The organism is Pseudomonas sp. GW822-FHT06D10 (genome assembly GCF_058799535.1).
Genome location: NZ_JBXALN010000003.1, coordinates 575,675 through 595,713, shown reverse-complemented (window position 1 = coordinate 595,713; position 20,039 = coordinate 575,675). Strand labels below are relative to the sequence as shown.

Genomic DNA, 20,039 nt, shown 5'->3' with positions numbered 1-20,039 from the left:
GAATGCTACAGCTGACTTTGCAGGTCCATCGCGCCGGGACGTGGAGCGATGCGATGACCCTGATTTTCGAGCATCCCGAGCAGGGTTTCACCAGCCCTTGCCGTCTGGGTTATGAGCAGTCGTACCTGGCAGGCAATCTGGAAGCCTTTGCCACGCCGCTGGCGGGATCGGTGAGTGTGCGTCTGCCGCTGACCTGGGAACTGCTGCGCAGTCCGGGCGCCCCGGCGTTCCTGTATGACATTGCGCCGACGCTCACCATGCAGCGTTTTTTGGCCGAGCGCTCGGTGGGCGTGCGCCCCTCCGGCATTGCCCCCGACTTGTTCCTGCTGGCCCGATCCAGCGCGGCCCCCATGGGCAATCTGCGGATCAAGGAGTCCCTTGCCGCCATGAATGAACGGCCGCTGCTGGGGTTCTCCCGGGCCGAGGTCAGCGCCCGCGACAACCGCTTTCTTGAATACGCCCATGAACAGGGAGCGGCAATGAGCGGTGCCACCGGTGCCGTTGGCGAGGCGACGAAGCTGCTGCTGACCCAGGGGCGTGACGGGTTGCTGTACCCCGATGCGCTGTTGGAAGACAGGTTGGCGGCGTGCCACTGGCAGGTGAAATGCCCGCCAGAGCAGGCGACGCCAAATGACTGCGACATGCTCAGAAGCGAGTTCCACTACTACCGGGCGCTGCAGCAGCTGGGCATCGATACGGTTCCCGCCCAAGGCCTGGCCCTGGAAGAGGAGCGACAGCCGAGCCTGTGGATGCGACGCTTTGATCGTCGCCTGCACGGGCAGGGTGTGGAACGGCTGGCGCTGGAGTCCATCTATTCCCTGGCGGGGTTGCCCGGCCAGAGCCTGGGCATGCGGCACACCAAGGTCCTGGGGCTGCTGGCCGAACTCTGGCGAACCGCCGGGCAGGCCTCGGCGATCCCGGAGCTGGTGGCCGACTACCTGCGTCGGGACCTGCTCAACAAGATCCTTGGCAACTCGGCCAACCATGGGCGCAATACCTGGATCATCCGTCACGAGGGCCAGGTGCAGTTGGCGCCGATCCACGATCTGGCGCCGCGAGTGATGGATGACAAGGGCATTACCCGCAGCACCAAATGGCCCGGCCGGATGGAAGTGGCGGGTGACATCGACTGGCGCCAGGTGTGTGCCAGCCTCAAGCCGCTGATCGATCCCGATGCTGCGCTGACGCGCCTGCGCGAAGATGCCGAACGGCTACGGGCCCTGCCGGACCTGCTGAGTGCCGGGGGCTTGCCCGAGGCCACTCTGAATCACCCGCGCATTTACCTGCGTGACCTGGATCGACGCCTGCTGGAGTGGGGTTTGCGATGACTACGACCCTGGAACAGCGCGGCCTGCTGATCGATAACATCCGCCAGGAACTGGCCGCTGGGCGTTTGTCGGTTGGTGATGCGGTCAAGCGCCTGCGCACTGAAGTCACCGGGTTGCATCAGAGCCAGTTCGCCAGGATGTGCCGGATTTCCCTGCGTACCCTGATCCATATCGAACACGGCGACGGCAACCCGACCCTCAAGTCGCTGAACGCGGTGTTCAAGCCTTTCGGCCTGCAGATGGGGGTGGTTTCCCTGCGCCCTTGAGCTTCACCCGCGCTGAACGTAACCCTTGCCGTAATGCCTTTCCATCCGCGCCTGGATCAGTTCCAGGCCGATGGACAGCAGCCAGTAGATCAGCGCCGCGGTGCTGAGCATCTCGATGTAGCGGTAGCTGGAACGGCCGTAGGACTGGGCCAGGAACATCACTTCCCAGACCCCCATCACCGAGATCAGCGACGAGTCCTTGAGCATCGAGATGAACTGGTTGGTGGCCGGCGGAATGATGGTGCGCATGGCCTGGGGCAGGGTCACCTGCCAGAAGATCACGCTGTCGCTCATGCCCAGGGCCAGGGCGGCCTGGCGCTGGCCATGGGGCACGCCGAGGATGCCGGCGCGGAAGATCTCGCTGAGGTAGGCGCCGTAGTTCAGCGACAGGGCGATGATCCCGGCGGTAATGGCGCCCGGCACCACCCCCAGTTGTGGCAGGCCGAGGTAGATCAGCAGGATCTGGATCAGCAGCGGAGTGCCGCGAAAGAACGAGGCATAGAAGCTGGCGATGCCGAACGCCACGGCGCTCGAGGACAGCCGCGCCAGGGCGGTGACAAAGCCCAGCAGCGACGAGGCGACGATGGAGCAGGCGCAAAGGAACAGGGTCAGCGCCGCGCCCTGGAGGAAACCACTGGGGGACAGGTGCAGGCCCAGCAGGTTCGGCAGCTTGTCGAGGATGATCGAGAACTTCAGCTCGAAGCTCAGGAAGAAGCTGGCGAACAGCACCAGCAGGGTCGCCCAGGTCAGGTACAGGCGGCTGCGAAAACCCAGCAGGCGCTTGAGCAGCGGTGCAGCCACCGATTGTGGTGGCTGCGGCGGTGGCGTGTAGGCGGTCATTGGCTGATGTCGGCGCCGATCCATTTCTGCGACAGCTTGCTCAGGGTGCCGTCCTGCTTCAGCTGGGCGAAGACTTCACGCACCTTGGCATTCCACTGGGCATCGCCTTTCTCGATGGCCACCGAGTTGGGCTCGGCGTACAGCGGCTCGCCGGCCAGCTTGAAGCGCGAGTCCTGGGTCAGGCGCGGCTGGGCGGTGACCAGGTTGGTGAGGATCGCATCCAGGCGTACACCCGGGCCCAGGCCGAGGTCCTGGAAGGCCACGTTGTCGGTGTCGTAGGGAGCGATCTGCACATTCTCGAAGGGGTATTGCAGGTGGGTGTCCTCTGCGCCTTCGATCACCAGGTTCTTGTTCAGGTAGCCCTCGTAGCTGGAGGCGGCGGTCAGGCCGACCTTCTTGTCGCTCAGGTCCTGGGCGCCGTGGATCCGTTCATCCTTGGCGTTGACCACGATTACCGCCGGCGAGGCGTAGTACTGCACCGGGAAGTCGAAGACCTCGGCGCGGGCCTTGCTCGGGGTCATGGAGCAGATGCAGATGTCGTAGCGCCCGCTCCAGCGTCCGGCGGCGATCACATCCCAGGACGGGGTTTCCAGGCGCAGCCTGACCCCGAGCTTGTCGGCCACGGCCTTGGCCACGTCGACGTCGAAGCCGTCCAGCTGGTTCTGCTCGTTGAGGAAGGAGAAGGGCGGGTAGCTTTCCATCAGCACCCCGACCAGCTCCTTTTTCTGCTCGATACGTTCCAGGGTGGCGCCGGCGAAGGCTTGGGAGGAGGCGGCGAGAACGGTCAGGCCGAGGGCCAGCAGCGGTTTGAAATTCATCGAAAACCTGACTGAAAAAGAGTTGTTATTAACTGAATGGTGCGTATTAAATAGTTATAAGAACGACTCTGATAGTGAGTTATTTTCATAAGCATATGAGTGAAAAGCATATGGGCGCAGGTAGCACGGTAATTCTGGATGGCGGTATGGGTCGCGAGTTGCAGCGCCGTGGGGCGCCGTTCCGGCAACCCGAGTGGTCGGCACTGGCATTGAGCGAAGACCCCCGGGCGGTGGAGGCGGTGCACGCGGCCTACATCGACAGCGGCGCTGATGTGATCACCAGCAACAGCTACGCGGTGGTGCCTTTCCATATCGGCGAAGAGCGCTTCGCTGCTGAAGGCCAGGCCCTGGCTGCCCTGGCGGGCGAGCTGGCGCGCCGCGCGGTCGAGGCCTCCGGCAAGCCGGTGCGGGTGGCGGGGTCGTTGCCGCCGCTGTTCGGCTCCTATCGCCCGGATCTGTTCGACGCTGCGCGGGTCGAGGAAATCCTCAGCCCGCTGGTCAAGGGCCTGGCGCCCCATGTCGACCTGTGGCTGGCGGAAACCCAGAGCTCGATCGTCGAAGCGCGGGCTATCCACGCCGGCCTGCCCAAGGACGGCAAGCCGTTCTGGCTGTCCTTCACCCTGAAGGACGAAGAGGTCGACGAAGTGCCGCGCCTGCGTTCCGGCGAGACGGTGGCCGAAGCGGCAGCCGTGGCGGCGCAACTGGGGGTGCAGACCCTGCTGTTCAACTGCAGCCAGCCGGAAGTGATTGGGGCTGCGGTGGATGCGGCTCGCGAGACCTTCGAGCGCCTGGGCGTGCAGATTCACATTGGCGTGTATGCCAATGCCTTTCCGCCGCAGCCCGAGGATGCCACCGCCAACGATGGCCTGTGCCCGCTGCGTGAAGACCTGGACCCGCCGGGTTATCTGCAATGGGTGGCGGACTGGCACCAGCGCGGGGCCAGCCATGTGGGCGGGTGCTGCGGCATCGGGCCCGAGCATATTGCGGTGCTGGCGCAGAAGCTCGGTTGAGTCCTTCGCTGGCAAGCCAGCTCCTACAAGGTTCGGGTTCACCGCAATTCCTGTAGGAGCCGGCTTGCCGGCGAAAATCCCGCTTAGCCGCGACACTCCGCCAGCGACTTGAGCTGCCCCGAGCCGCTCTGGTTTTCATCGCTGAGCCACTGCTCGAAGCCCCTGGCGATTGCCGGCCATTCCCCGTCCAGGATCGAGAACCACGCGGTATCGCGGTTCTGTCCCTTGGCCACCATGTGCTGGCGAAACACCCCTTCGAAGCTGAAACCCAAGCGCTGTGCGGCATAGCGCGAGCGCTCATTGGCGTTGTTGCACTTCCACTCCAGCCGCCGGTAACCCAGGGCGAAAGCTTCCTTGGCCAGCAGGTACACCGCTTCCGTGCTCTTTGGCGAACGCTGCATGGGGGAACCGAAGGTCACGTGGCCGATCTCGATGCGGCCCTGGGCCGGGACGATGGACATCAGGCTGATGATGCCCTGGGCCTGGCCGTTGGCGCGGTCGATCACGGTAAAGAAATACGGGTCGCTGGCGGCGGCATGGCCACTGAGCCAGGCATCGAACGCCGCGCGCTCGGGGAAGGGGCCGTAAGGCAGGTAGTTCCACAGCACCGGATCGGCGCCCGGGCCTTGCAGCACCTGGAACAGATCGTCGCCATGGCGCGCCGGGTCGAGCCTTTCCAAACGGATGAAGCGCCCATCAAGCAGGGTGGCCGAGGGGGCGGGAACGCCTTTCCAATCGGCGAGTGAAATCGACATGCAGTGGCTCCTTGGCAACTCAGAGGGGTTTGCGGAACTGGATGAAACCCGGGCGCTCGGCGATGCGCTCATACAACTGGATGGCCGTGGCATTGGTTTCGTGGGTCAGCCAATGCACCTTGGCACAGCCGTCCTGCTTGGCCTGGGCGTAGACGAACTCGATCAACTGGCGGCCCACGCCGGTCCCGCGTTGGTCCGGGGTCACCAGCAGGTCCTGCAGGTAGCAGGAATTCTCGATGCTCCAGTTGGAGCGATGGTAGATGAAATGCACCAGGCCCACGGCGCGCTCGCCGTCCCAGGCCAGGGCCGCGTGGGTGGGTTCGCGGGGGTCGAGAAAGCGCTGCCAGGTGCTCTGGGTCACGGCATCCGCCAGCTCGGTCTCGTAGAAGCGCAGGTAGGCCTGCCACAGGGGCTGCCAGGCGCTGTGGTCGGCGGCGGTAACGGGGCGGATCTGGATCTGGCGCATGAAAGCTCCTTTATTGTTCTGGACGAAAACCTAGCTCATCAATCGGGACAGTTGCTGGTCGCGCAGGTCGGCGCTGGCCGCGAGGCCTTCGCGCACCCCGGCGATATCCTCGGCGCTGCGGTTCTGGCTGAGCTTGCGCTTGCCTTCCAGCCGCTGGATCGGCAAGGCAAAGCCGACGATTGCCCGGAGCATGCCCTCCAGATAGTCGGCGGGGGCATCTGTCACTTGCCAGGGTTGGGGGCGGCCGGCTTCGTGACGCTCGGTCAGGCCCCCCACCACCTTGAGCAGCCGCTCCGGATCGCTGAATACCTCAGGCTGGCCATAGGCGTGCACTGCCACGTAGTTCCAGGTCGGCACCACTTTGCCGTGCTCGGCCTTGCTTGGATAGAACGAGGGGCTGACGTAGGCATCCTCGCCCGTGAAGATCACCAGCGCCTCGGCGCCAGCGGCCAGTTCGGCGCATTGCGGGTTGGCCTTGGCCAGGTGCCCGTAGAGGGTGCCATTGGCCCCCTGTCCGGGGTCCAGCAGCAGGGGCAGGTGGCTGGCCTGCAGGCCCAGGGCGCCCCAGGTCACCAGGGTCGCCAGGCGGCTGCCCAGGATCAGTTGCTGCAGGCGGGCGAGGTCTTCATCGACGAAAGCGCGGGGTAGGTACATGTAAAAAAAATCCTTGGCGAGTGGCTGCATCCTAGGCAGGCTAATGGTTCGTTGTAAGAGCCATCTCTGGTCTATTTTGTAGGTCCAATTGCCCGGGTGAACCTCGATGAACAGTGCCGTACCCCCGTTGTCCTTCAACCCTGCCGGCATCGAGCTGGACCGCCGCCAGGGCCTCAGTCGCCAGCTGTACCAGGCCTTGCGACAGCGGGTACTGGACGGGCGCCTGGCCAGTGGTACGCGCCTGCCTGCCAGCCGCGACCTGGCCGCCGCCCTGGGGATTTCCCGCAACAGCGTAGTGCGGGCCTATGACCAGCTGTACGCCGAGGGTTTTATCGAAGGGCGGGTCGGTGACGGCACCTATGTGGCGCAATTGCCGGAAACCCGATTGCCGATCAAAAAACTATCCACAAAAGTATCCACAGGGTTTTCAACAGGCTTACCCACAGGTTTATCCACAAAACAGGCAGAAATGGCTGGTGATTTATCCAGTAAAGTTATCCACAGCAGCGGCTGGCAGCGCCTGCAAACCCATCATTTGAGTACCCCGCCCAAGGGGCCGCCACGGGCTTTTCGGGTTGGTGTGCCAGCCTTCGATCTGTTCCCGTTCGAGGTCTGGGCCAAGCTGAATGCGGCTTTCTGGCGCAGGCCCGACCTCGGGCAGTTGTGCTACGGCGACTCGGCGGGCGATCCGCGGCTGCGCAGCCTGATCGCCGCCTACCTGCGCAGCGCTCGGGGCCTGAGCTGCACGGCTGAACAAATTGTGATCACCAGTGGCGCGCAGCAGGGCATCAGCCTTTGTGCACAGCTGCTGGTGGAGCCCGGCGACAAGGTGGCTGTGGAAAACCCCGGCTACCGCGCCGCGGGGCATGCCTTCGCCCTGGCGGGTGCGCAGTTGCAGGGCGTGGCGGTGGACCAGGAGGGCATCGACTGCCGCCAGCTGGAGCAGCTGGACAGCTGCCGCCTGGCCTATGTCACGCCGTCCCACCAGTACCCCACCGGGGTGATCATGAGCCTGGCCCGGCGCCTGGAGCTGCTGGCCTGGGCCGAACGCAGCCAGGGCTGGATCATCGAGGACGACTACGACGGCGAGTACCGCTACAGCGGTGCGCCCCTGGCCCCCCTGGCGGCGTTGGACCGCCAGGGCCGGGTGATCTACGTCGGGACCTTCGGCAAGGTCGCCTTTCCGGCCCTGCGCCTGGGCTACCTGGTGCTGCCGCCGACCCTGGTCCAGGCCTTCGCCCAGCGCCGGGCGGTGGACGTGCGCCATTCCGAGGTCAGTACCCAGGCGGTGATGGCCGAGTTCATGGCCGCCGGGCACTTCCAGCGGCATATCCGGCGCATGCGCCGGGCGGCCCTGAGCCGGCGCAACACCTTGCTGGCGGCCTGGCCGCAGGCGATCGGCGGCGTTGGGCCGCTGCCCGGCGTGGCGGCGGGGCTGCACCTGACGGTGCGGGTCGACAGCCTGGCGCGGGAACAGGAACTGCTGGCCCAGGCCGCCAGTGTGGAGGTCGAGGTCGCCGGCCTGAGCAGCTACTGGCTGCCGCAAACCACCTTGCCCGAGGACCAGCGGGCCGGGCTGGTGCTGGGCTTCGCGGCTGTGCCGGAAGCCGATATACAGGCTGCGGTAAGCCGTTTGCGCCAGGCCTGGCGGGCCTGAAGCGGTATACTCGCGAGCATTTCCCGCGCGAGAACCCCCATGAGCCAGACCCTCTCCCTGGCGCCTGAACGCAAGTTCGGCGCCCCGCTGTTCGCCTTGCTGCTGCTGGTGGCCGGTGCTCTGTTCCTGCAAGCCCAGGTGGGTGCCCGCCAGGTGCTGCTGTTGCTGCTGGGCGCTGCCCTGGGGCTGACCCTGTATCACGCGGCCTTCGGCTTCACCTCGGCCTGGCGGGTGTTCATCCGCGACCGGCGTGGCGCCGGCCTGCGAGCGCAGATGGTCATGCTGGCCCTGGCGGTGCTGCTGTTCTTCCCCGCGCTGGGGGCGGGCAGCCTGTTCGGCCAGCCGGTGGTGGGGCTGGTGGCGCCGGCCGGCGTCTCGGTGATCTTCGGTGCCTTCATCTTCGGCATCGGCATGCAGTTGGGCGGCGGTTGCGCCTCGGGCACCCTGTTCACCGTTGGCGGCGGCAATGCGCGGATGCTGGTGACCCTGGCGTTCTTCATTTGCGGTTCGCTGATCGCCACCCATCACGTCGACTGGTGGTTTGCGCTGCCGTCGCTGCCGCCAATCTCCATCGTCCAGAGTTTTGGTGTAGGCCCGGCGCTGGGCCTGAGCCTGTGCCTGTTCGCGCTGATCGCGGTGCTCACCCTGACCCTGGAAAAGCGCCGTCATGGCAGCCTTGAAGCTCCGGTCACCAGCGAGCACCAGGGCTGGCGCCGGCTGCTGCGCGGCCCCTGGCCGCTGGTCTGGGGCGCGGTAGCCCTGGCTCTGCTGAACTTCGCCACCCTGGCCCTGGCGGGGCGCCCATGGGGCATTACCTCGGCGTTCGCCCTGTGGGGCGCCAAGGTCGCCAGCGGGCTGGGGGTGGACGTAGGCAGCTGGGTGTTCTGGCAGGGCGCGGCGAATGCCAAGGCGCTGGCGGCACCGGTGTGGCAGGACATCACCAGCGTCATGGACATCGGCATCGTCCTGGGTGCCTTGCTGGCGGCAGGGCTGGCGGGACGTTTTGCCCCCAACCTGAGAATCCCCACCCGTTCCCTGGTAGCGGCGGTAATCGGCGGCCTGCTGCTGGGCTACGGTTCGCGCCTGGCCTACGGCTGCAACATCGGCGCCTACTTCAGCGGCATCGCCTCCGGCAGCCTGCATGGCTGGCTGTGGCTGGTGGCGGCCTTCATCGGCAACGGCGTGGGCGTGCGCCTGCGGCCCTGGTTCTTCGCCGAAGAACGCAGCCCCCAAGGCCTCACCGGCTGCTAAACGCCACTGTGTAGGAGCAGCGGCGACGCGGTCTATCACCCGCCGCGTCCTCGTCGGTCGCCGCCCACCAGAACACCGCCCGTGTGCTTGCGCCGGATCAGGTCCCGGACTTGATCTTGGTCCAGGCCCGGGTCCGCGCCCGCTCTGCATCACGGGGCAACGGCTGCAGCGTGTACAGGGTGCTCATGGCCGCTTCTGTCGGATACAGGTTGGGGTTGTTGCGGATCGAAGGGTCTACCAGTCCGGTCGCGTCCTTGTTCGGGTTGGGATAACCGACAAAGTCGCTGACCGGGGCAATCACCTGGGGTTGCAGCAGGTAGTTGATGAAGGTGTAGGCATCTTCCGGGTTCTTCGCGCCCTTGGGGACCGCCAGCATGTCGAACCAGATCGGCGCGCCTTCCTTGGGCAGACGCATGTCCACGGTCACGCCGTTCTTGGCTTCCTTGGCGCGGTTGGCGGCCTGGGAGAAGCTCCCCGAATAGCCCACGGCCACGCAGATATCGCCATTGGCGATGTCGGCCATGTACTTGGAGGAGTGGAAGTAGGTGATGTACGGCCGGATCTTCATCAGCAGCGCTTCAGCCTTCTCGTAGTCCGCCGGTTTCTTGCTGTTGGGGTCCAGGCCCAGGTGCTGCAAGGCCAGGGGCAGGATTTCCGACGGCGAATCCAGCAGGGCCACGCCGCACTGCTTGAGCTTGCTGATGTTCTCTTCCTTGAAGATCAGGTCCCAGCTGTCCACCGGCGCCTTGTCCCCCAGGGCGGCCTTGATCTTGTCCGGGTTGAAGCCGATCAGGATGGTGCCGTACATGTAGGGCACGGCGAACTTGTTGCCCGGGTCGTTGGCCTCGATCAGCTTCATCAGCTTGGGGTCCAGGTGGTTCCAGTTGGGCAGCTTGCTGCGGTCCAGGGGCTGGAACACCCCGGCCTCGATCTGCTTGGCCAGGAACACGTTGGACGGCACCACCACGTCATAGCCGGAGTTGCCGGTCAGCAGCTTGGCTTCCAGGGCTTCGTTGGTGTCGAAGATGTCGTAGACCAGCTTCACCTGGCTGTTCTGCGCCTTGAAATCTTCCAGGGCCTTGGGGGTGATGTAGTCGAACCAGTTGTACACCCGCAGGGTGCGTTCTTCGGCGTGGGCGGCGGTCCCCAGCAGGCTGGCGCACAGGGCGGGGATCATTAAGCGTTTGAGTCTTTGCATGATGCGAATCCCTCACTGGGCGCTTTGGAAGCCTTCGAGAACGTTGACGGCGTTGATGCCGATTTCCTCTACCGCATAACCGCCTTCCATGACGAACAGCGTCGGCTTGCCGAGGGCGGCGATGCGCTTGCCCATGGCCAGGTAGTCCGGGCTGTCGAGTTTGAATTGCGAGATCGGGTCGTCCTTGAAAGTGTCCACGCCCAGGGACACCACGATGATGTCGGCGCCATAGCGCTGGATTTCGTTGCAGGCCTGCTCCAGGGCTGCGCTCCACGCATCCCAGCCGCTACCGGCGGCCAGCGGGTAGTTGAAGTTGAAGCCTTCCCCGGCGCCTTCGCCGCACTCGTCGGCATAGCCCAGGAAGAACGGGAACTCGGCTTCCGGGTGGCCGTGGATCGAGGTGAAGAGCACGTCGCTGCGCTCATAGAAGATCGACTGGGTGCCGTTGCCGTGGTGGTAGTCGACGTCGAGGATCGCGACCTTCCTGTGGCCCTGATCGAGGAAGGCCTGGGCAGCAATGGCGGCGTTGTTCAGGTAGCAGTAGCCGCCCATCAGGTCGCCGGCGGCGTGGTGTCCCGGTGGCCGGCACAGGGCGAAGGCACTGTGGGCGCCATTCTGGATATGGGCCTGGGCGGTCAGCGCCACCTGCGCCGCGCTATAGGCCGCCTGCCAGGTGCCGGCGGTGATCGGCGCGCCGCCGTCGAAGCTGTAGTAGCCGAGCTGGCCGTGGAGGCTGGTGGGAATCACGCTGCGCAAGGTACGCGCCGGCCAGGTGTAGGGCAGCAGGTCGCCGTCGATGCCCTGTGCCGCCCAGCGCGCCCAGGCGCCCTTGAAGAAGTCCAGGTAGGCCCGGCTGTGGATGCGCTCGATGGGCTCCAGGCCGAAGTCCTTGGGTGCCTCTACCGGCCCCAGGTTTTGATGTTTCACCCGATCCAGCACGTGGTCGGCCCGGGAAGGCATTTCGAAGCAGGGCATCAGTTGCCCGTCGATGAGTTCGCAACGGCCGTGGTGCAGGTGGTGATCGTCCGAGTAGATCGTCAGCATTTTCTTGTTCTCCGCAGGCTGATTCGGTGGATCACAGTCTTGCGGGGCGCGGGGTTTGGGAGAACGGCAGGAGCGGCCAAAAGGGGATTGATGTGGCCAAAGTGTTTGACCGAAATTCGCCCCTTAAAGAGGCATGGCGCCCCGTTGCGGGGCGCCATCCGGTTTCAGCTGGCAGGCGGGGTAGGGGCGTAGCGCTGCAGGACCTTGAGCATGTCCTCGCGTTTTTTCCGGGCAATGGCTTCCAGCAATATTGCGTAGCCCTTTTTCTCGCAGTGCTGGCCGACATTCGGGTCGGCGCCTTTCTCCAGCAGCAGAGTGAACATCTCCAGGGTGTCCTGCTGGCTGGCGGAGGGCGACTGGGCGTCGGCGGAGGTCTTGTCGGCGACCAGGGTCAGCAGGCTTTCGCCGACGGGCTGGTTGTTGCAAACGGCACGGCCGTAGCTCAGGTTGAGGTTGGCGCCGGCCGCTATCAACTGCTTCATGGCCACGTAGTTGTTGCCCGAGAAGGCCCGGTACAGTGCGGTTTCGCCGTCATTCTTGTTGCGCAGGTCGAGGTTCTGCGGGTACTGCAGCAGCCAGCTGAAGCCTTGCAGGCTGCGCTTGTTCTCGGCCATCTGCATCAGTGGCGTCACGCCCTGGCTGTCGGGTTCGTCGATGGCCACGCCAGCCTCGATGAGGAACTTCAGGCGCCCGCCCTGGCTCAGGTCGGGGCTGTCGCCCAGGTCGCGGCGCATGGCCAGGGTCGCCAGGGTGGTCCAGTTGTACAGGCCGCTGGTGTGGGCGCCGTGCTCCAGCAGCAGCCGGGCGATGTCCAGGTGCGGTGCGTCCAGGGCGTGCAACAAGGCGCTGCGGCCATCGTCGGCCATGACCTCGCCGCTGATGCCACTGGCCAGCAGGCGCTGCACTTCGCTCAGGTCGCCGGCATCCACCGCGTCCACCAGCGGCCAGAAGGCCTGGCAGTCCCGGGGGTTGGCGGCGTTCAGGCCCAAGCGCTGCAGCACCCGGGGTGGGATGCTCATCTGGCGCTTCAGGCGCAGGCCGCAATACACCCGGTAGCCCTCGATGGCCCGGCCCTGGTGGATGTTGTCCTGCGTGCGTTGTTGGTAGATCGCCCAGTCCAGGTCCGCCAGGTTGAGGTAGGTCGGCATGCGCCCCGGGTCGCGGTGCAGCACCTCTTTGAGCCAGGGGCGGGCGGTTTGCAGCTGCCCGGCTTCGCTGGTCCAGTAGGCGATGTCGTTGAGCAGGCCGGCGTATTCACGGCGCTCGGTGGCGATGCTGCGAAAGTCATGGGTGACGAAGAAGTCTTCCACTTCGCGGATGCCCGGCAGTTTGTCCTTGGCCGTGCGCAGTTGTTCGTGCAGCGCGCGGAACTCTTTCCACAGGCTGTCCGGGGTCGAGGCTGGCGCAGGCACAAAGGCATTGACGGTGATCGGCCCGCTGCCTTGGGTGAAGGGGCGGAACCACGGCGGGAATGTCTCCAGGGCCTGCAACCACTGCCGCCCGGTTTCCTCGCTGATGGGTTGCAACGGGGTGAATTCCATCTGGCCAAGGTCCTGGCGGTGACTGATGGCCAGCAGCGGGTGTTGCGGATCGCGCTGGTCGATCAGCAGGTAGCGCCCGCTAAGTTGCCACTCGGATGGCTCCTTGCACTGGAAGCTCAGGGGCGTCAGGGTGATGCCGGGGGCCAGGCTGTTGCTCGTGGGCCAGATGTCGCTGACCTGGATGTCATCGCCCGGGGTCACACAGGCCCGCAGCTCTTCAGGGCTGAACAGGGCCATCGGCGGCGACTTGTAGACCCGCTGCCGGTACTGCAGGTCTTGATAGCCATTGAAGTAGAACAGCCCGCGGTACTGGCTCAGGACAATCCGCAGCGGCATTCGCGCCAAGCCCGGCAGGGGGAAAGGCTTGAGCTCCAGGGTGGCGGTTTCCGGGGAGTCGAGGACGAAGTTGCGGCGCATTCCCGACCATTTGAACCAGGCCAGGTCCACATCGAAGGCCTGGGCCACGGGGGCGGCAACCAGCAGTGCCAGCGCCAGGCCAAGCCCGCGAATGCCGTTGCGCCGGGCGATGGCGGTCAATAGGTTCACGTGTGCAGTCCCTTGCCGGTAGAAAGCCCGGCAATGTAATGCAATCGGCGCCGTTGTGCCGGGCTTTGTTTCTGGAGCGAAGCGGGCTCGGCGCCACGCCTCACAGACGAAACGCCGTCGCCGGCGGTGGCGGCGCAAAGCCTTGCAGCACCTTGAGCATGTCGTCGCGCTTGCGCCGGGCCATGATCTCCAGCAGCCAGGTGTAGCCGTTGTTCTTGCAGTAGCGGCCGACGTTGGGGTCGGCGCCACGTTGTAGCAGCAGGGTGAACATGTCCAGGCTCTCTTGCTGGCTGACCCAGGGATTGATGACCTCGGGCGAGCCCTGTTCGGCGACGATCATCAGCAGGCTTTGGCGAATCGGCTGCTGTGCGCAGAAATCGCGGCCGTAGCTCAGGTTGAGGTTGGCACCGGCCTCTATCAGTTCTCTGGCAGCGGCGTAGTTGCCGCCCCTGAGCGCCAGAAACAGTGCGGTTTCGCCGTCTGGCCCGCTGCGCTTGTCGAGGTCTTGCGGGTGTTGCAGCAACCAGTTGAAGCGCTCGATGTCGTCGCGTTCCTTGGCCATTTGCTGAAGTGCAGTGCCGCCCTGGGCATCCTGCTCATCGATCGCGGCACCGGCCTGCAACAGGAACCCAAGGCGCTTGGCCTGGCTCAGGTCCGGGTTGTCCTTGAGGTCGCGGCGCATGGCCAGGACCACCTGGGTGCGGCCGTTGTATTGGCCCTGGGGGCGGGCGCCATGGGCCAGCAACAGCCGGGCAATGTCGAGGTCGGGTTTGTCCAGCGCGTGCAACAGCGCCGGGCGCCCATCGGCGGCGATGACGTCGCCGCGCAGGCCATTGTGCAGCAGACGCCGGACTTCGGCCTGGTCACCCTGGTCCACTGCCGTCACCAGTGGCCAGGAGCTCTGGCAGGCCTGCTCGCTGGCAACCTCCAGGCCCAGACGTTGGCTAACCCTGGCGGGCACCCCGAGCTGGCGTTGCAGACGCAGCCCGCAGTACAGCCGATAGTTTTCCATGGCCCGGCCCAGGTGCCGGGTGTCCGCTGGCTCCTGTTCGTACAGGCGCCAGTCCAGGTCCGCCAGATTGAGGTAGGTAGGCATGCGGTTGGGGTCGCGGCTCAGTACATAGGCCAGCCAGGGCCGGGCGCTCTGCAACTGGCCGGCCTCGGTGGCCCAATAGGCGATGTCGTTGAGCAGGCCCGGGTAGGTACTGCGCTCGGGGGCGATAGCGCGAAAGTCATGGCGGGTGAAGAAGACTTGCACCCGGGATATGCCCGGAGCCTTGTCCTTGGCGTCGCGCAATTGCGCGTGCAGTTGGCGAAATTCTGTCCAGACCTGCTCCGCGCTGGGCGGCAGCGCATAGGGCTTGACGCTGAGCTGGCCGCTGCTGGCGTCAAAGGGCTCCAGCAACTTTGGATATTTCTGCAGGGCTTGTAGCCATTGCTGCTGGACCTCGGCGCTGATGGGTTGCTGCGGGGTGAAGTCGATCCGTGCCTCGCCCTGGCGCTGACCAATGGCCAGCAACGGCCGCTGGGGATCGCGGCTGTCCACCAGCAGATAGCGATTGCTCAACTCCCAGCCTGGGCTCTGGCAGTCGAAACTCAGTTTGGTCAGGCTCAGGGCGGCTTCCAGCTGCTTGCTCGACGGCCAGTTGTCCGAGGCCCCAACGGGTTGCTGCTCGGGCACGCAGGCCTGTAGTTCCTGGGCGTTGAACAGCGGCAGGGGCGGCGACTTGTAGACCCGCTGCCGGTAATGCCCATCCGCATAGCCGTTGAGATAGAACAGGCCGTGGTATTGGCTGAGGATCACTCGGGCTGGCGCTTGGGCCAGCCCGGGCAGGGGGAAGGGTTCGAGTTGCAGCGTGGCGGTTTCCGGATCGTCCAGGAGGATGCCGTTCTGCATCTCCCACCAGCGGATCTTCGACAGGTCGAACGCCTGGGCGACAGGGACGCCAGCCAGCAGCACCAGTGCCAGGCAAAGCCTGCGAATGCCGATGGCGTGTGTGAATAGGTTCAAGCGTGCAGTCCCTTGCCGGTAGAAAGGTCGGCAATGTAATGCAATCGCCAGCGTTGTGCCGGGGTTTTTGTCAGGGCCGGAACTGGCTCGGCGCCACGCCGCTCCAGCGGATGAAAGCATGGCGAAAGCTCGCGGTTTCGCTGAAGCCCAGGGCCTCGGCGATGCGGTAGATGGGCATCTGGTCTTCGCAGAGCATCTGCTTGGCGCGCTCGAAGCGCAGCTCGTCCAGCAGTTCCTGATAGCTGCACCCCAGGTCCCGCAGGTGGCGGCGCAGGGTCCGGGCCGAGCAGTTCATCTGTTCCGCCAGCCCTTCCAGGCCCGGTGCGGCGTCCAGCTGCGCCGCCAGCAACTGGCGGATGCGCCCCAGCCAGGCCTGGCGCCCGGTGAACTCGGTGTTCTGCTTGCGGCAGCGTTCGGCCATGGCCTGGTGGGTGATCACGTCCGCCAGGGGCAGGGGTTGGTCCAGCCAGCGCTGGTCGAAGGCGAAGGCGTTGCTGCTGGCGTTGAATTGCAGCGGGCAGTCGAAAGGCTCGCGGTAGCGTTGCTGATAGTCCGGGGCCGGGTAGTCGAAGCGTGCGCCCAGTAGCGGCAGGGCGTGGCCCAGCAGGTCGTCGCAGATGACCTTCAGCGATACCAGGCAGAACTCGGTATTGAACGCGGCCAGGGCCGGGCTTTCGCGGTAGTCGGCGGCGGTCAGCCAGATGCGCGAACCGTCGGTTTCCAGGCTCAGTTCGAAAAGTGTTCCCATCAGCGCCGGATAGCGCAGCGCCAGGCGCAAAGCGTCACCTAAGGTGGCACTGGTGAGCAGGGCATAGCCGAGCATGCCGTAGGAGGAAACGTGCATGCGCCGGCCCAGTTCCAGGCCGATGTCCCGTTGCAAGGCCACGGCGTTGGCGCACACCAGCATTTCCTGGTTGGTGGTGATGCGAGTGTCGGCGCGGCTCAGGTCGGCGGGGTTTATACCGCTGCCGGCCAACAGCGCGCCGCCGGCCTGGCCCTGGTCCTTGAAGGTATTGAGGATCAGGGAAACCGCATTGAGGGTGGTGAGGTGCGAGTGCAGCATGCGCAGATTCCAGCCTGGGAAAGACCCTTAACCGGAGCAAGTTGCATGCCGCCCGCGATCAGGCCTGCGGTTTGCCGGCCAGCGACATGCGGCATTCCCGGCGTTGTGTGGCTAGTGACTTGGCGCATCGATTGGTGCAACCTGCCTGCCATTCACCGCCTGAGGTGGCGGTGCAGCAACCCCGATAAAGGACTATGTATGACCCTCATTCCTGCGCGTTCCCTGCTTCTGGTGTCCGGCTTGCTCCTGAGTTCGCTGTGCCTGGCCGAGGCTGAGCCAGGCAGCGAAAGCACCATCAAGGACTCTGCCAAGTCAGCCGTCTCGTCAGCCATCTCGGCAGGCAAGAACCTCTTGGGCGGCGTCAGCGAAGGTGTGCTCGATGGTCGCCAATCGGCGCAAGGCGTCGACGGTGCGTCGATCATTTCCTCCCGTGAGCAAATGAAAGGCCGCGTCGAGGTCCAGGTATTGAAGACCGAAGCCGTCGGCGACAGCTTCAACGTCACCCTGGGTTTCAAGAACAGCAGCGACAGCCAGTTGCGGCTGATCAACCTCAAGCAGACCGGCGCCCTGCTGGCGATCGACCAGGACGGTTACGCCAACAACCTGACTGTCAGCCTCGAAAACCCGGACGAAGTCACCATCCCGGCCAAGGCGGCAGTGCGGCAGAAGTTCGTGTTTGAGGGGCCGATCGAGAGTTCGAGTTCGGTGCGGGTCTGGGGCCAGGATTATTCGGTCAAGAAGTAACCTGGCCGCCCCCGCTGTTCGTCGTCGAGCCGGCGGCTACTGCAGTAGCTACCGGCTCCCGAGCTTCAGCTCAACTCGCCACACAGGTCGAGTTCCACCAGGCGCCGCACTTCGGCGGTTTCCAGCCCGGCGCCGAGCAGCGCATTGAGCTTGCCGAACGCCGCTTCACGGGTCATGCCGCCACCGGACAGCACGCCCACGCCGCGCAGGCGGCTGCCGGCTTCGTAGATATCCAGCTCCACCCCCCCTTCATGGCACTGGGTCACGGCCAGCACGACGATGCCTTGCTGCTGTGCGCGCTTGAGGCTGGCGAGGAACGCCGGGTTGTCGCTGGGCCCGGTGCCACTGCCGAAGCATTCCAGGACCAGGGCCTGGATGCCGCTGTCGAGCACACCGTCCAGCAGCTCGGCGCCGATGCCGGGGAACAGCGGCAGCACGCCGACCTTGGCCAGTTGCTTGGCCTGGCGATAATCCAGGGCCGCCGGAATGACCTCGGCCTTGGTGCCGCCGCCCTGGCGTTGCAAGGCGGCAAACGGGTGCCGGCCAAAGCTGCGGATTTTCGCGCAGCGGGTCGGTGCCAGCAGCTCGCCGTGGAAGTACAGCTGCACGCCGGGCGCCAAGCCTTGACCCAGGGCCACCAGGGCGCCGCTGAGGTTTTCCCAGGCATCGCTGTCGGGCACGCCGGCCGGCAGCATCGAGCCGGTGAACACCACGGGCGCCGGCAGGCCCAGCAACTGGAAGCTCATGGCGGCGGCGCTGTAGGCCAGGGTATCGGTGCCATGGAGGATCAGCACGCTGTCGCAGCCCTGGTCCACGGCTTCGACCACCGCTTCACGCAGGCGCTGCCAGTAGTCGGGGGTCATGTTGGCGCTGTCGATCAGCGGCGCCATCTCGCGAAAGCGCCAGGCCGGCAGCACCAGCCCGGGCTGGCTGTCGAGGTAGGCGCGCATGCGCACGTCGAAACCCGAGGCCGGGGCCAGGCCGTCGGCGCTGGCCTGCATGCCGATGGTGCCGCCGGTGTAGAGCACCATGACGTGCTGGGCGCCAGGGTAGGTCGAAGGGGTCATGGGATTCTCCGAAACGGTGAGTACCTGTGGGAGCGGGCAAGCCCGCTCGCACATTTATCGCACTGTAACCGACGGGTGCAGAGGATGCGCCCGTCGTTCACCCGTCAGCGTTGCGCTGCGGGCACGCCTTGCGGCTCGGCCTCGGCGGTGGCCGAGGGTTCGGCGGGCCAGGCCTTCAGGTCCAGGTCCAGATCGGCGAACTTGCGCGAGTCGAACACCGGCTGGGCGACGCCGGCGCGGCGCTGCTCGTCGTAGTCGCGCATCACCCGCAGGCCGACCTTGAACAGCATGGCCAGGGCCACCAGGTTGACGAAGGCCAGGCAGGTCATGGTGATGTCGGCGAAGGCGAACACGGTCGAAAGGTCCTGCATCGAACCCCATACCACCAGCGCCAGCACCAGGCCGCGGAACAGCATCAGCACGGTGCGGTTGCGGGTGAGGAACTGCAGGCTGTTCTCGCCCAGGTAGTAGTTGTAGAGGATGCAGGTGAAGACGAACAGCGACAGCGCGACGCTGACGAACAGGCGACCCCAGTCACCGACCACGGCGGCCAGCGAGTTCTGGGTCAGGACAATGCCGTCGCCTTCGAAGCCCGGGGTGTAGAAGCCCGACAGCAGGATCAGCAGCGCGGTGCAGGTGCAGATCACGAAGGTGTCGAGGAACACGCTGAAGGCCTGGACCACGCCCTGGGCGCCCGGGTGCTTCACGGCGGCCACGGCAGCGACGTTGGGCGCACTGCCCAGGCCCGCTTCGTTGGCGAACACGCCACGCTTCACGCCCATGACGATGGCGCTGCCGAGCAGGCCGCCGAAGGCCGGGTCGAGGCCGAAGGCGCTCTTGATGATGGTCTCCAGCATGGCCGGCACTTGTTCGATCTGGGTGCCGATCACGTACAGGGTCACGGCGATATAGGCCAGGGTCTTGATCGGGACCAGCAGGTCGGACACTGCGGCGATGCGCTTGATGCCGCCGATGAAGGTGATGGCCAGCAGCACCGCCAGGACGATGCCGGTGTGGCTTGGGTCGAAGGCAAAGGCGTCCTGCAGCGAGTGCGTCACGGTGTAGGACTGCAGGCCGATGAAGGCGAAGCCGTAGGTGACCAGCAGCAGGATGGAGAACACCACCGCCATGCCTTTGCGCTTCAGGCCGTGCTCGATGTAGTAGGCCGGGCCGCCGCGGTACAGGCCGTCGCCGTCGGCGCGTTTGTAGACCTGGGCCAGGGTGCATTCGAAGAAGCTGCTGGACATGCCGACCAGTGCGGTCACCCACATCCAGAACACCGCGCCCGGGCCACCCAGGGTCACGGCGATGCCGACGCCTGCAATGTTGCCCGCGCCGACCCGGCCGGCGAGGCTGAGCATCAACGCCTGGAACGAGCTGAGCTGGCCGCCGCTGCTTTTCAGGCTGTCGCGGAACACCGCGAACATGTGGAGGAAGTGGCGCAATTGAACGAAACGCGAGCGGATCGTGAAGTAGCTGCCGAGCCCGACAATGAGCACGATCAGCACTTTCCCTGAGAGGAAGTCGTTGATGACTTCGAGCATGGATTATTCCTCGCTGTTTTTTGTGTAGGCAAAAGCAGAGCAGACGGAAACATTCTGTTACACCGCTGATTGCACGCACGGCAAAGCGGTGGGGCGATTGTTCGTCCCGGTTCTCTATTCGCGGGTTGTTATTAGTTCGGGTTTCCCGTGGGTTTGAGCCTCGTTACCGACGGCTGTCCACGTGAAGAGGGGGCGCACTATACCGGTGCGCGGGCTCGCCGTCTGCATGTAGCGCG

The 20,039-nt window shown here is 65.3% G+C and carries 18 protein-coding genes; 6 read left to right on the top strand and 12 right to left on the bottom strand.

The window, feature by feature from the left end:
* Positions 1-53: 53 nt before the first annotated feature.
* Together AC1RL5_RS12680 and AC1RL5_RS12675 are read left to right on the top strand one after the other, a co-directional pair.
* A complete protein-coding gene (locus AC1RL5_RS12680) occupies positions 54-1,328 on the top strand; it encodes a type II toxin-antitoxin system HipA family toxin (RefSeq protein WP_492589302.1) in 1,275 nt (424 codons plus the stop codon).
* On the top strand, positions 1,325-1,594 hold the full coding sequence (locus AC1RL5_RS12675) for a helix-turn-helix domain-containing protein (protein WP_011064320.1): 270 nt from the start codon (positions 1,325-1,327) through the stop codon (positions 1,592-1,594). Before AC1RL5_RS12680 ends, AC1RL5_RS12675 begins: the two co-directional genes overlap by 4 nt.
* Positions 1,595-1,597: 3 nt before the next feature.
* On the opposite strand, the gene AC1RL5_RS12670 is transcribed toward AC1RL5_RS12675, so the two are convergent.
* Both AC1RL5_RS12670 and AC1RL5_RS12665 read right to left on the bottom strand, forming a co-directional pair.
* Entirely contained in the window at positions 1,598-2,434 is an 837-nt protein-coding gene (locus tag AC1RL5_RS12670) for an amino acid ABC transporter permease (protein WP_492589304.1), read from the bottom strand.
* Entirely contained in the window at positions 2,431-3,252 is an 822-nt protein-coding gene (locus AC1RL5_RS12665; RefSeq protein WP_011064318.1) for an ABC transporter substrate-binding protein, read from the bottom strand. The genes AC1RL5_RS12670 and AC1RL5_RS12665 overlap by 4 nt, the downstream gene beginning before the upstream one ends.
* 110 nt (positions 3,253-3,362) lie before the next feature.
* Between AC1RL5_RS12665 and AC1RL5_RS12660 the strand changes: the two genes are divergently transcribed.
* Entirely contained in the window at positions 3,363-4,262 is a 900-nt protein-coding gene (locus AC1RL5_RS12660; protein WP_011064317.1) for a homocysteine S-methyltransferase family protein, read from the top strand.
* An 83-nt stretch (positions 4,263-4,345) separates the two neighbouring features.
* Here AC1RL5_RS12660 and AC1RL5_RS12655 read toward each other — a convergent pair whose 3' ends face one another.
* Genes AC1RL5_RS12655 through AC1RL5_RS12645 form a run of 3 tightly spaced genes read right to left on the bottom strand, consistent with a single transcriptional unit; the run spans position 4,346 to position 6,137 of the window.
* Positions 4,346-5,017 carry a GNAT family N-acetyltransferase gene (locus tag AC1RL5_RS12655; protein WP_072443398.1) on the bottom strand — a complete coding sequence of 224 codons (672 nt, stop codon included), beginning with the start codon at positions 5,015-5,017 and terminating at the stop codon, positions 4,346-4,348.
* 19 nt (positions 5,018-5,036) lie between these two features.
* Entirely contained in the window at positions 5,037-5,483 is a 447-nt protein-coding gene (locus tag AC1RL5_RS12650; protein WP_103408035.1) for a GNAT family N-acetyltransferase, read from the bottom strand.
* Positions 5,484-5,513: 30 nt separating this feature from the next.
* Positions 5,514-6,137, bottom strand: coding sequence for an FMN-binding negative transcriptional regulator (locus AC1RL5_RS12645; RefSeq protein WP_015637526.1), 624 nt, complete (start codon positions 6,135-6,137; stop codon positions 5,514-5,516).
* A gap of 106 nt (positions 6,138-6,243) precedes the next feature.
* Between AC1RL5_RS12645 and pdxR the strand changes: the two genes are divergently transcribed.
* A complete protein-coding gene (gene pdxR / locus AC1RL5_RS12640) occupies positions 6,244-7,794 on the top strand; it encodes a MocR-like pyridoxine biosynthesis transcription factor PdxR (RefSeq protein ID WP_492589306.1) in 1,551 nt (516 codons plus the stop codon).
* A gap of 39 nt (positions 7,795-7,833) precedes the next feature.
* The gene (locus tag AC1RL5_RS12635) at positions 7,834-9,045 is read left to right on the top strand and encodes a YeeE/YedE family protein (RefSeq protein ID WP_053154657.1); all 1,212 of its coding nucleotides are present in this window, start codon (positions 7,834-7,836) and stop codon (positions 9,043-9,045) included.
* 97 nt (positions 9,046-9,142) lie between these two features.
* Here AC1RL5_RS12635 and AC1RL5_RS12630 read toward each other — a convergent pair whose 3' ends face one another.
* The 5 genes from AC1RL5_RS12630 to AC1RL5_RS12610 form a co-directional block, all read right to left on the bottom strand.
* A complete protein-coding gene (locus AC1RL5_RS12630; RefSeq protein WP_047290070.1) occupies positions 9,143-10,243 on the bottom strand; it encodes a polyamine ABC transporter substrate-binding protein in 1,101 nt (366 codons plus the stop codon).
* A 12-nt stretch (positions 10,244-10,255) separates the two neighbouring features.
* Positions 10,256-11,287, bottom strand: coding sequence for a histone deacetylase family protein (locus AC1RL5_RS12625; protein WP_093405651.1), 1,032 nt, complete (start codon positions 11,285-11,287; stop codon positions 10,256-10,258).
* Between the two features lie 164 nt (positions 11,288-11,451).
* Positions 11,452-13,374 carry an ankyrin repeat domain-containing protein gene (locus AC1RL5_RS12620; protein ID WP_492589308.1) on the bottom strand — a complete coding sequence of 641 codons (1,923 nt, stop codon included), beginning with the start codon at positions 13,372-13,374 and terminating at the stop codon, positions 11,452-11,454.
* Between the two features lie 100 nt (positions 13,375-13,474).
* Positions 13,475-15,385, bottom strand: coding sequence for an ankyrin repeat domain-containing protein (locus AC1RL5_RS12615; protein ID WP_492589309.1), 1,911 nt, complete (start codon positions 15,383-15,385; stop codon positions 13,475-13,477).
* A gap of 70 nt (positions 15,386-15,455) precedes the next feature.
* Complete coding sequence (locus tag AC1RL5_RS12610; protein WP_015637519.1) at positions 15,456-16,448, bottom strand: AraC family transcriptional regulator; 993 nt, start codon at positions 16,446-16,448, stop codon at positions 15,456-15,458.
* 198 nt (positions 16,449-16,646) lie between these two features.
* On the opposite strand from AC1RL5_RS12610, the gene AC1RL5_RS12605 reads away from it, so the two are divergent.
* Positions 16,647-17,192 carry a hypothetical protein gene (locus AC1RL5_RS12605; RefSeq protein ID WP_258538614.1) on the top strand — a complete coding sequence of 182 codons (546 nt, stop codon included), beginning with the start codon at positions 16,647-16,649 and terminating at the stop codon, positions 17,190-17,192.
* Positions 17,193-17,257: 65 nt separating this feature from the next.
* On the opposite strand, the gene AC1RL5_RS12600 is transcribed toward AC1RL5_RS12605, so the two are convergent.
* Positions 17,258-18,259: an asparaginase gene (locus AC1RL5_RS12600; RefSeq protein ID WP_492589310.1), complete on the bottom strand. Its 1,002-nt coding sequence runs from the start codon at positions 18,257-18,259 to the stop codon at positions 17,258-17,260.
* A gap of 104 nt (positions 18,260-18,363) precedes the next feature.
* The gene (locus AC1RL5_RS12595) at positions 18,364-19,803 is read right to left on the bottom strand and encodes an alanine/glycine:cation symporter family protein (RefSeq protein ID WP_011064304.1); all 1,440 of its coding nucleotides are present in this window, start codon (positions 19,801-19,803) and stop codon (positions 18,364-18,366) included.
* Between the last annotated feature and the right edge of the window lie 236 nt (positions 19,804-20,039).

What these genes read in the sequence shown, in the direction of transcription:
- AC1RL5_RS12680 (WP_492589302.1), top strand. Translation starts at nt 54, where the DNA reads ATGACCCTGATTTTCGAGCATCCCGAGCAGGGTTTCACCAGCCCTTGC.
- AC1RL5_RS12675 (WP_011064320.1), top strand. Translation starts at nt 1,325, where the DNA reads ATGACTACGACCCTGGAACAGCGCGGCCTGCTGATCGATAACATCCGC.
- AC1RL5_RS12670 (WP_492589304.1), bottom strand. Translation starts at nt 2,434, where the DNA reads ATGACCGCCTACACGCCACCGCCGCAGCCACCACAATCGGTGGCTGCA.
- AC1RL5_RS12665 (WP_011064318.1), bottom strand. Translation starts at nt 3,252, where the DNA reads ATGAATTTCAAACCGCTGCTGGCCCTCGGCCTGACCGTTCTCGCCGCC.
- AC1RL5_RS12660 (WP_011064317.1), top strand. Translation starts at nt 3,363, where the DNA reads ATGGGCGCAGGTAGCACGGTAATTCTGGATGGCGGTATGGGTCGCGAG.
- AC1RL5_RS12655 (WP_072443398.1), bottom strand. Translation starts at nt 5,017, where the DNA reads ATGTCGATTTCACTCGCCGATTGGAAAGGCGTTCCCGCCCCCTCGGCC.
- AC1RL5_RS12650 (WP_103408035.1), bottom strand. Translation starts at nt 5,483, where the DNA reads ATGCGCCAGATCCAGATCCGCCCCGTTACCGCCGCCGACCACAGCGCC.
- AC1RL5_RS12645 (WP_015637526.1), bottom strand. Translation starts at nt 6,137, where the DNA reads ATGTACCTACCCCGCGCTTTCGTCGATGAAGACCTCGCCCGCCTGCAG.
- pdxR (WP_492589306.1), top strand. Translation starts at nt 6,244, where the DNA reads ATGAACAGTGCCGTACCCCCGTTGTCCTTCAACCCTGCCGGCATCGAG.
- AC1RL5_RS12635 (WP_053154657.1), top strand. Translation starts at nt 7,834, where the DNA reads ATGAGCCAGACCCTCTCCCTGGCGCCTGAACGCAAGTTCGGCGCCCCG.
- AC1RL5_RS12630 (WP_047290070.1), bottom strand. Translation starts at nt 10,243, where the DNA reads ATGCAAAGACTCAAACGCTTAATGATCCCCGCCCTGTGCGCCAGCCTG.
- AC1RL5_RS12625 (WP_093405651.1), bottom strand. Translation starts at nt 11,287, where the DNA reads ATGCTGACGATCTACTCGGACGATCACCACCTGCACCACGGCCGTTGC.
- AC1RL5_RS12610 (WP_015637519.1), bottom strand. Translation starts at nt 16,448, where the DNA reads ATGCTGCACTCGCACCTCACCACCCTCAATGCGGTTTCCCTGATCCTC.
- AC1RL5_RS12605 (WP_258538614.1), top strand. Translation starts at nt 16,647, where the DNA reads ATGACCCTCATTCCTGCGCGTTCCCTGCTTCTGGTGTCCGGCTTGCTC.
- AC1RL5_RS12600 (WP_492589310.1), bottom strand. Translation starts at nt 18,259, where the DNA reads ATGACCCCTTCGACCTACCCTGGCGCCCAGCACGTCATGGTGCTCTAC.
- AC1RL5_RS12595 (WP_011064304.1), bottom strand. Translation starts at nt 19,803, where the DNA reads ATGCTCGAAGTCATCAACGACTTCCTCTCAGGGAAAGTGCTGATCGTG.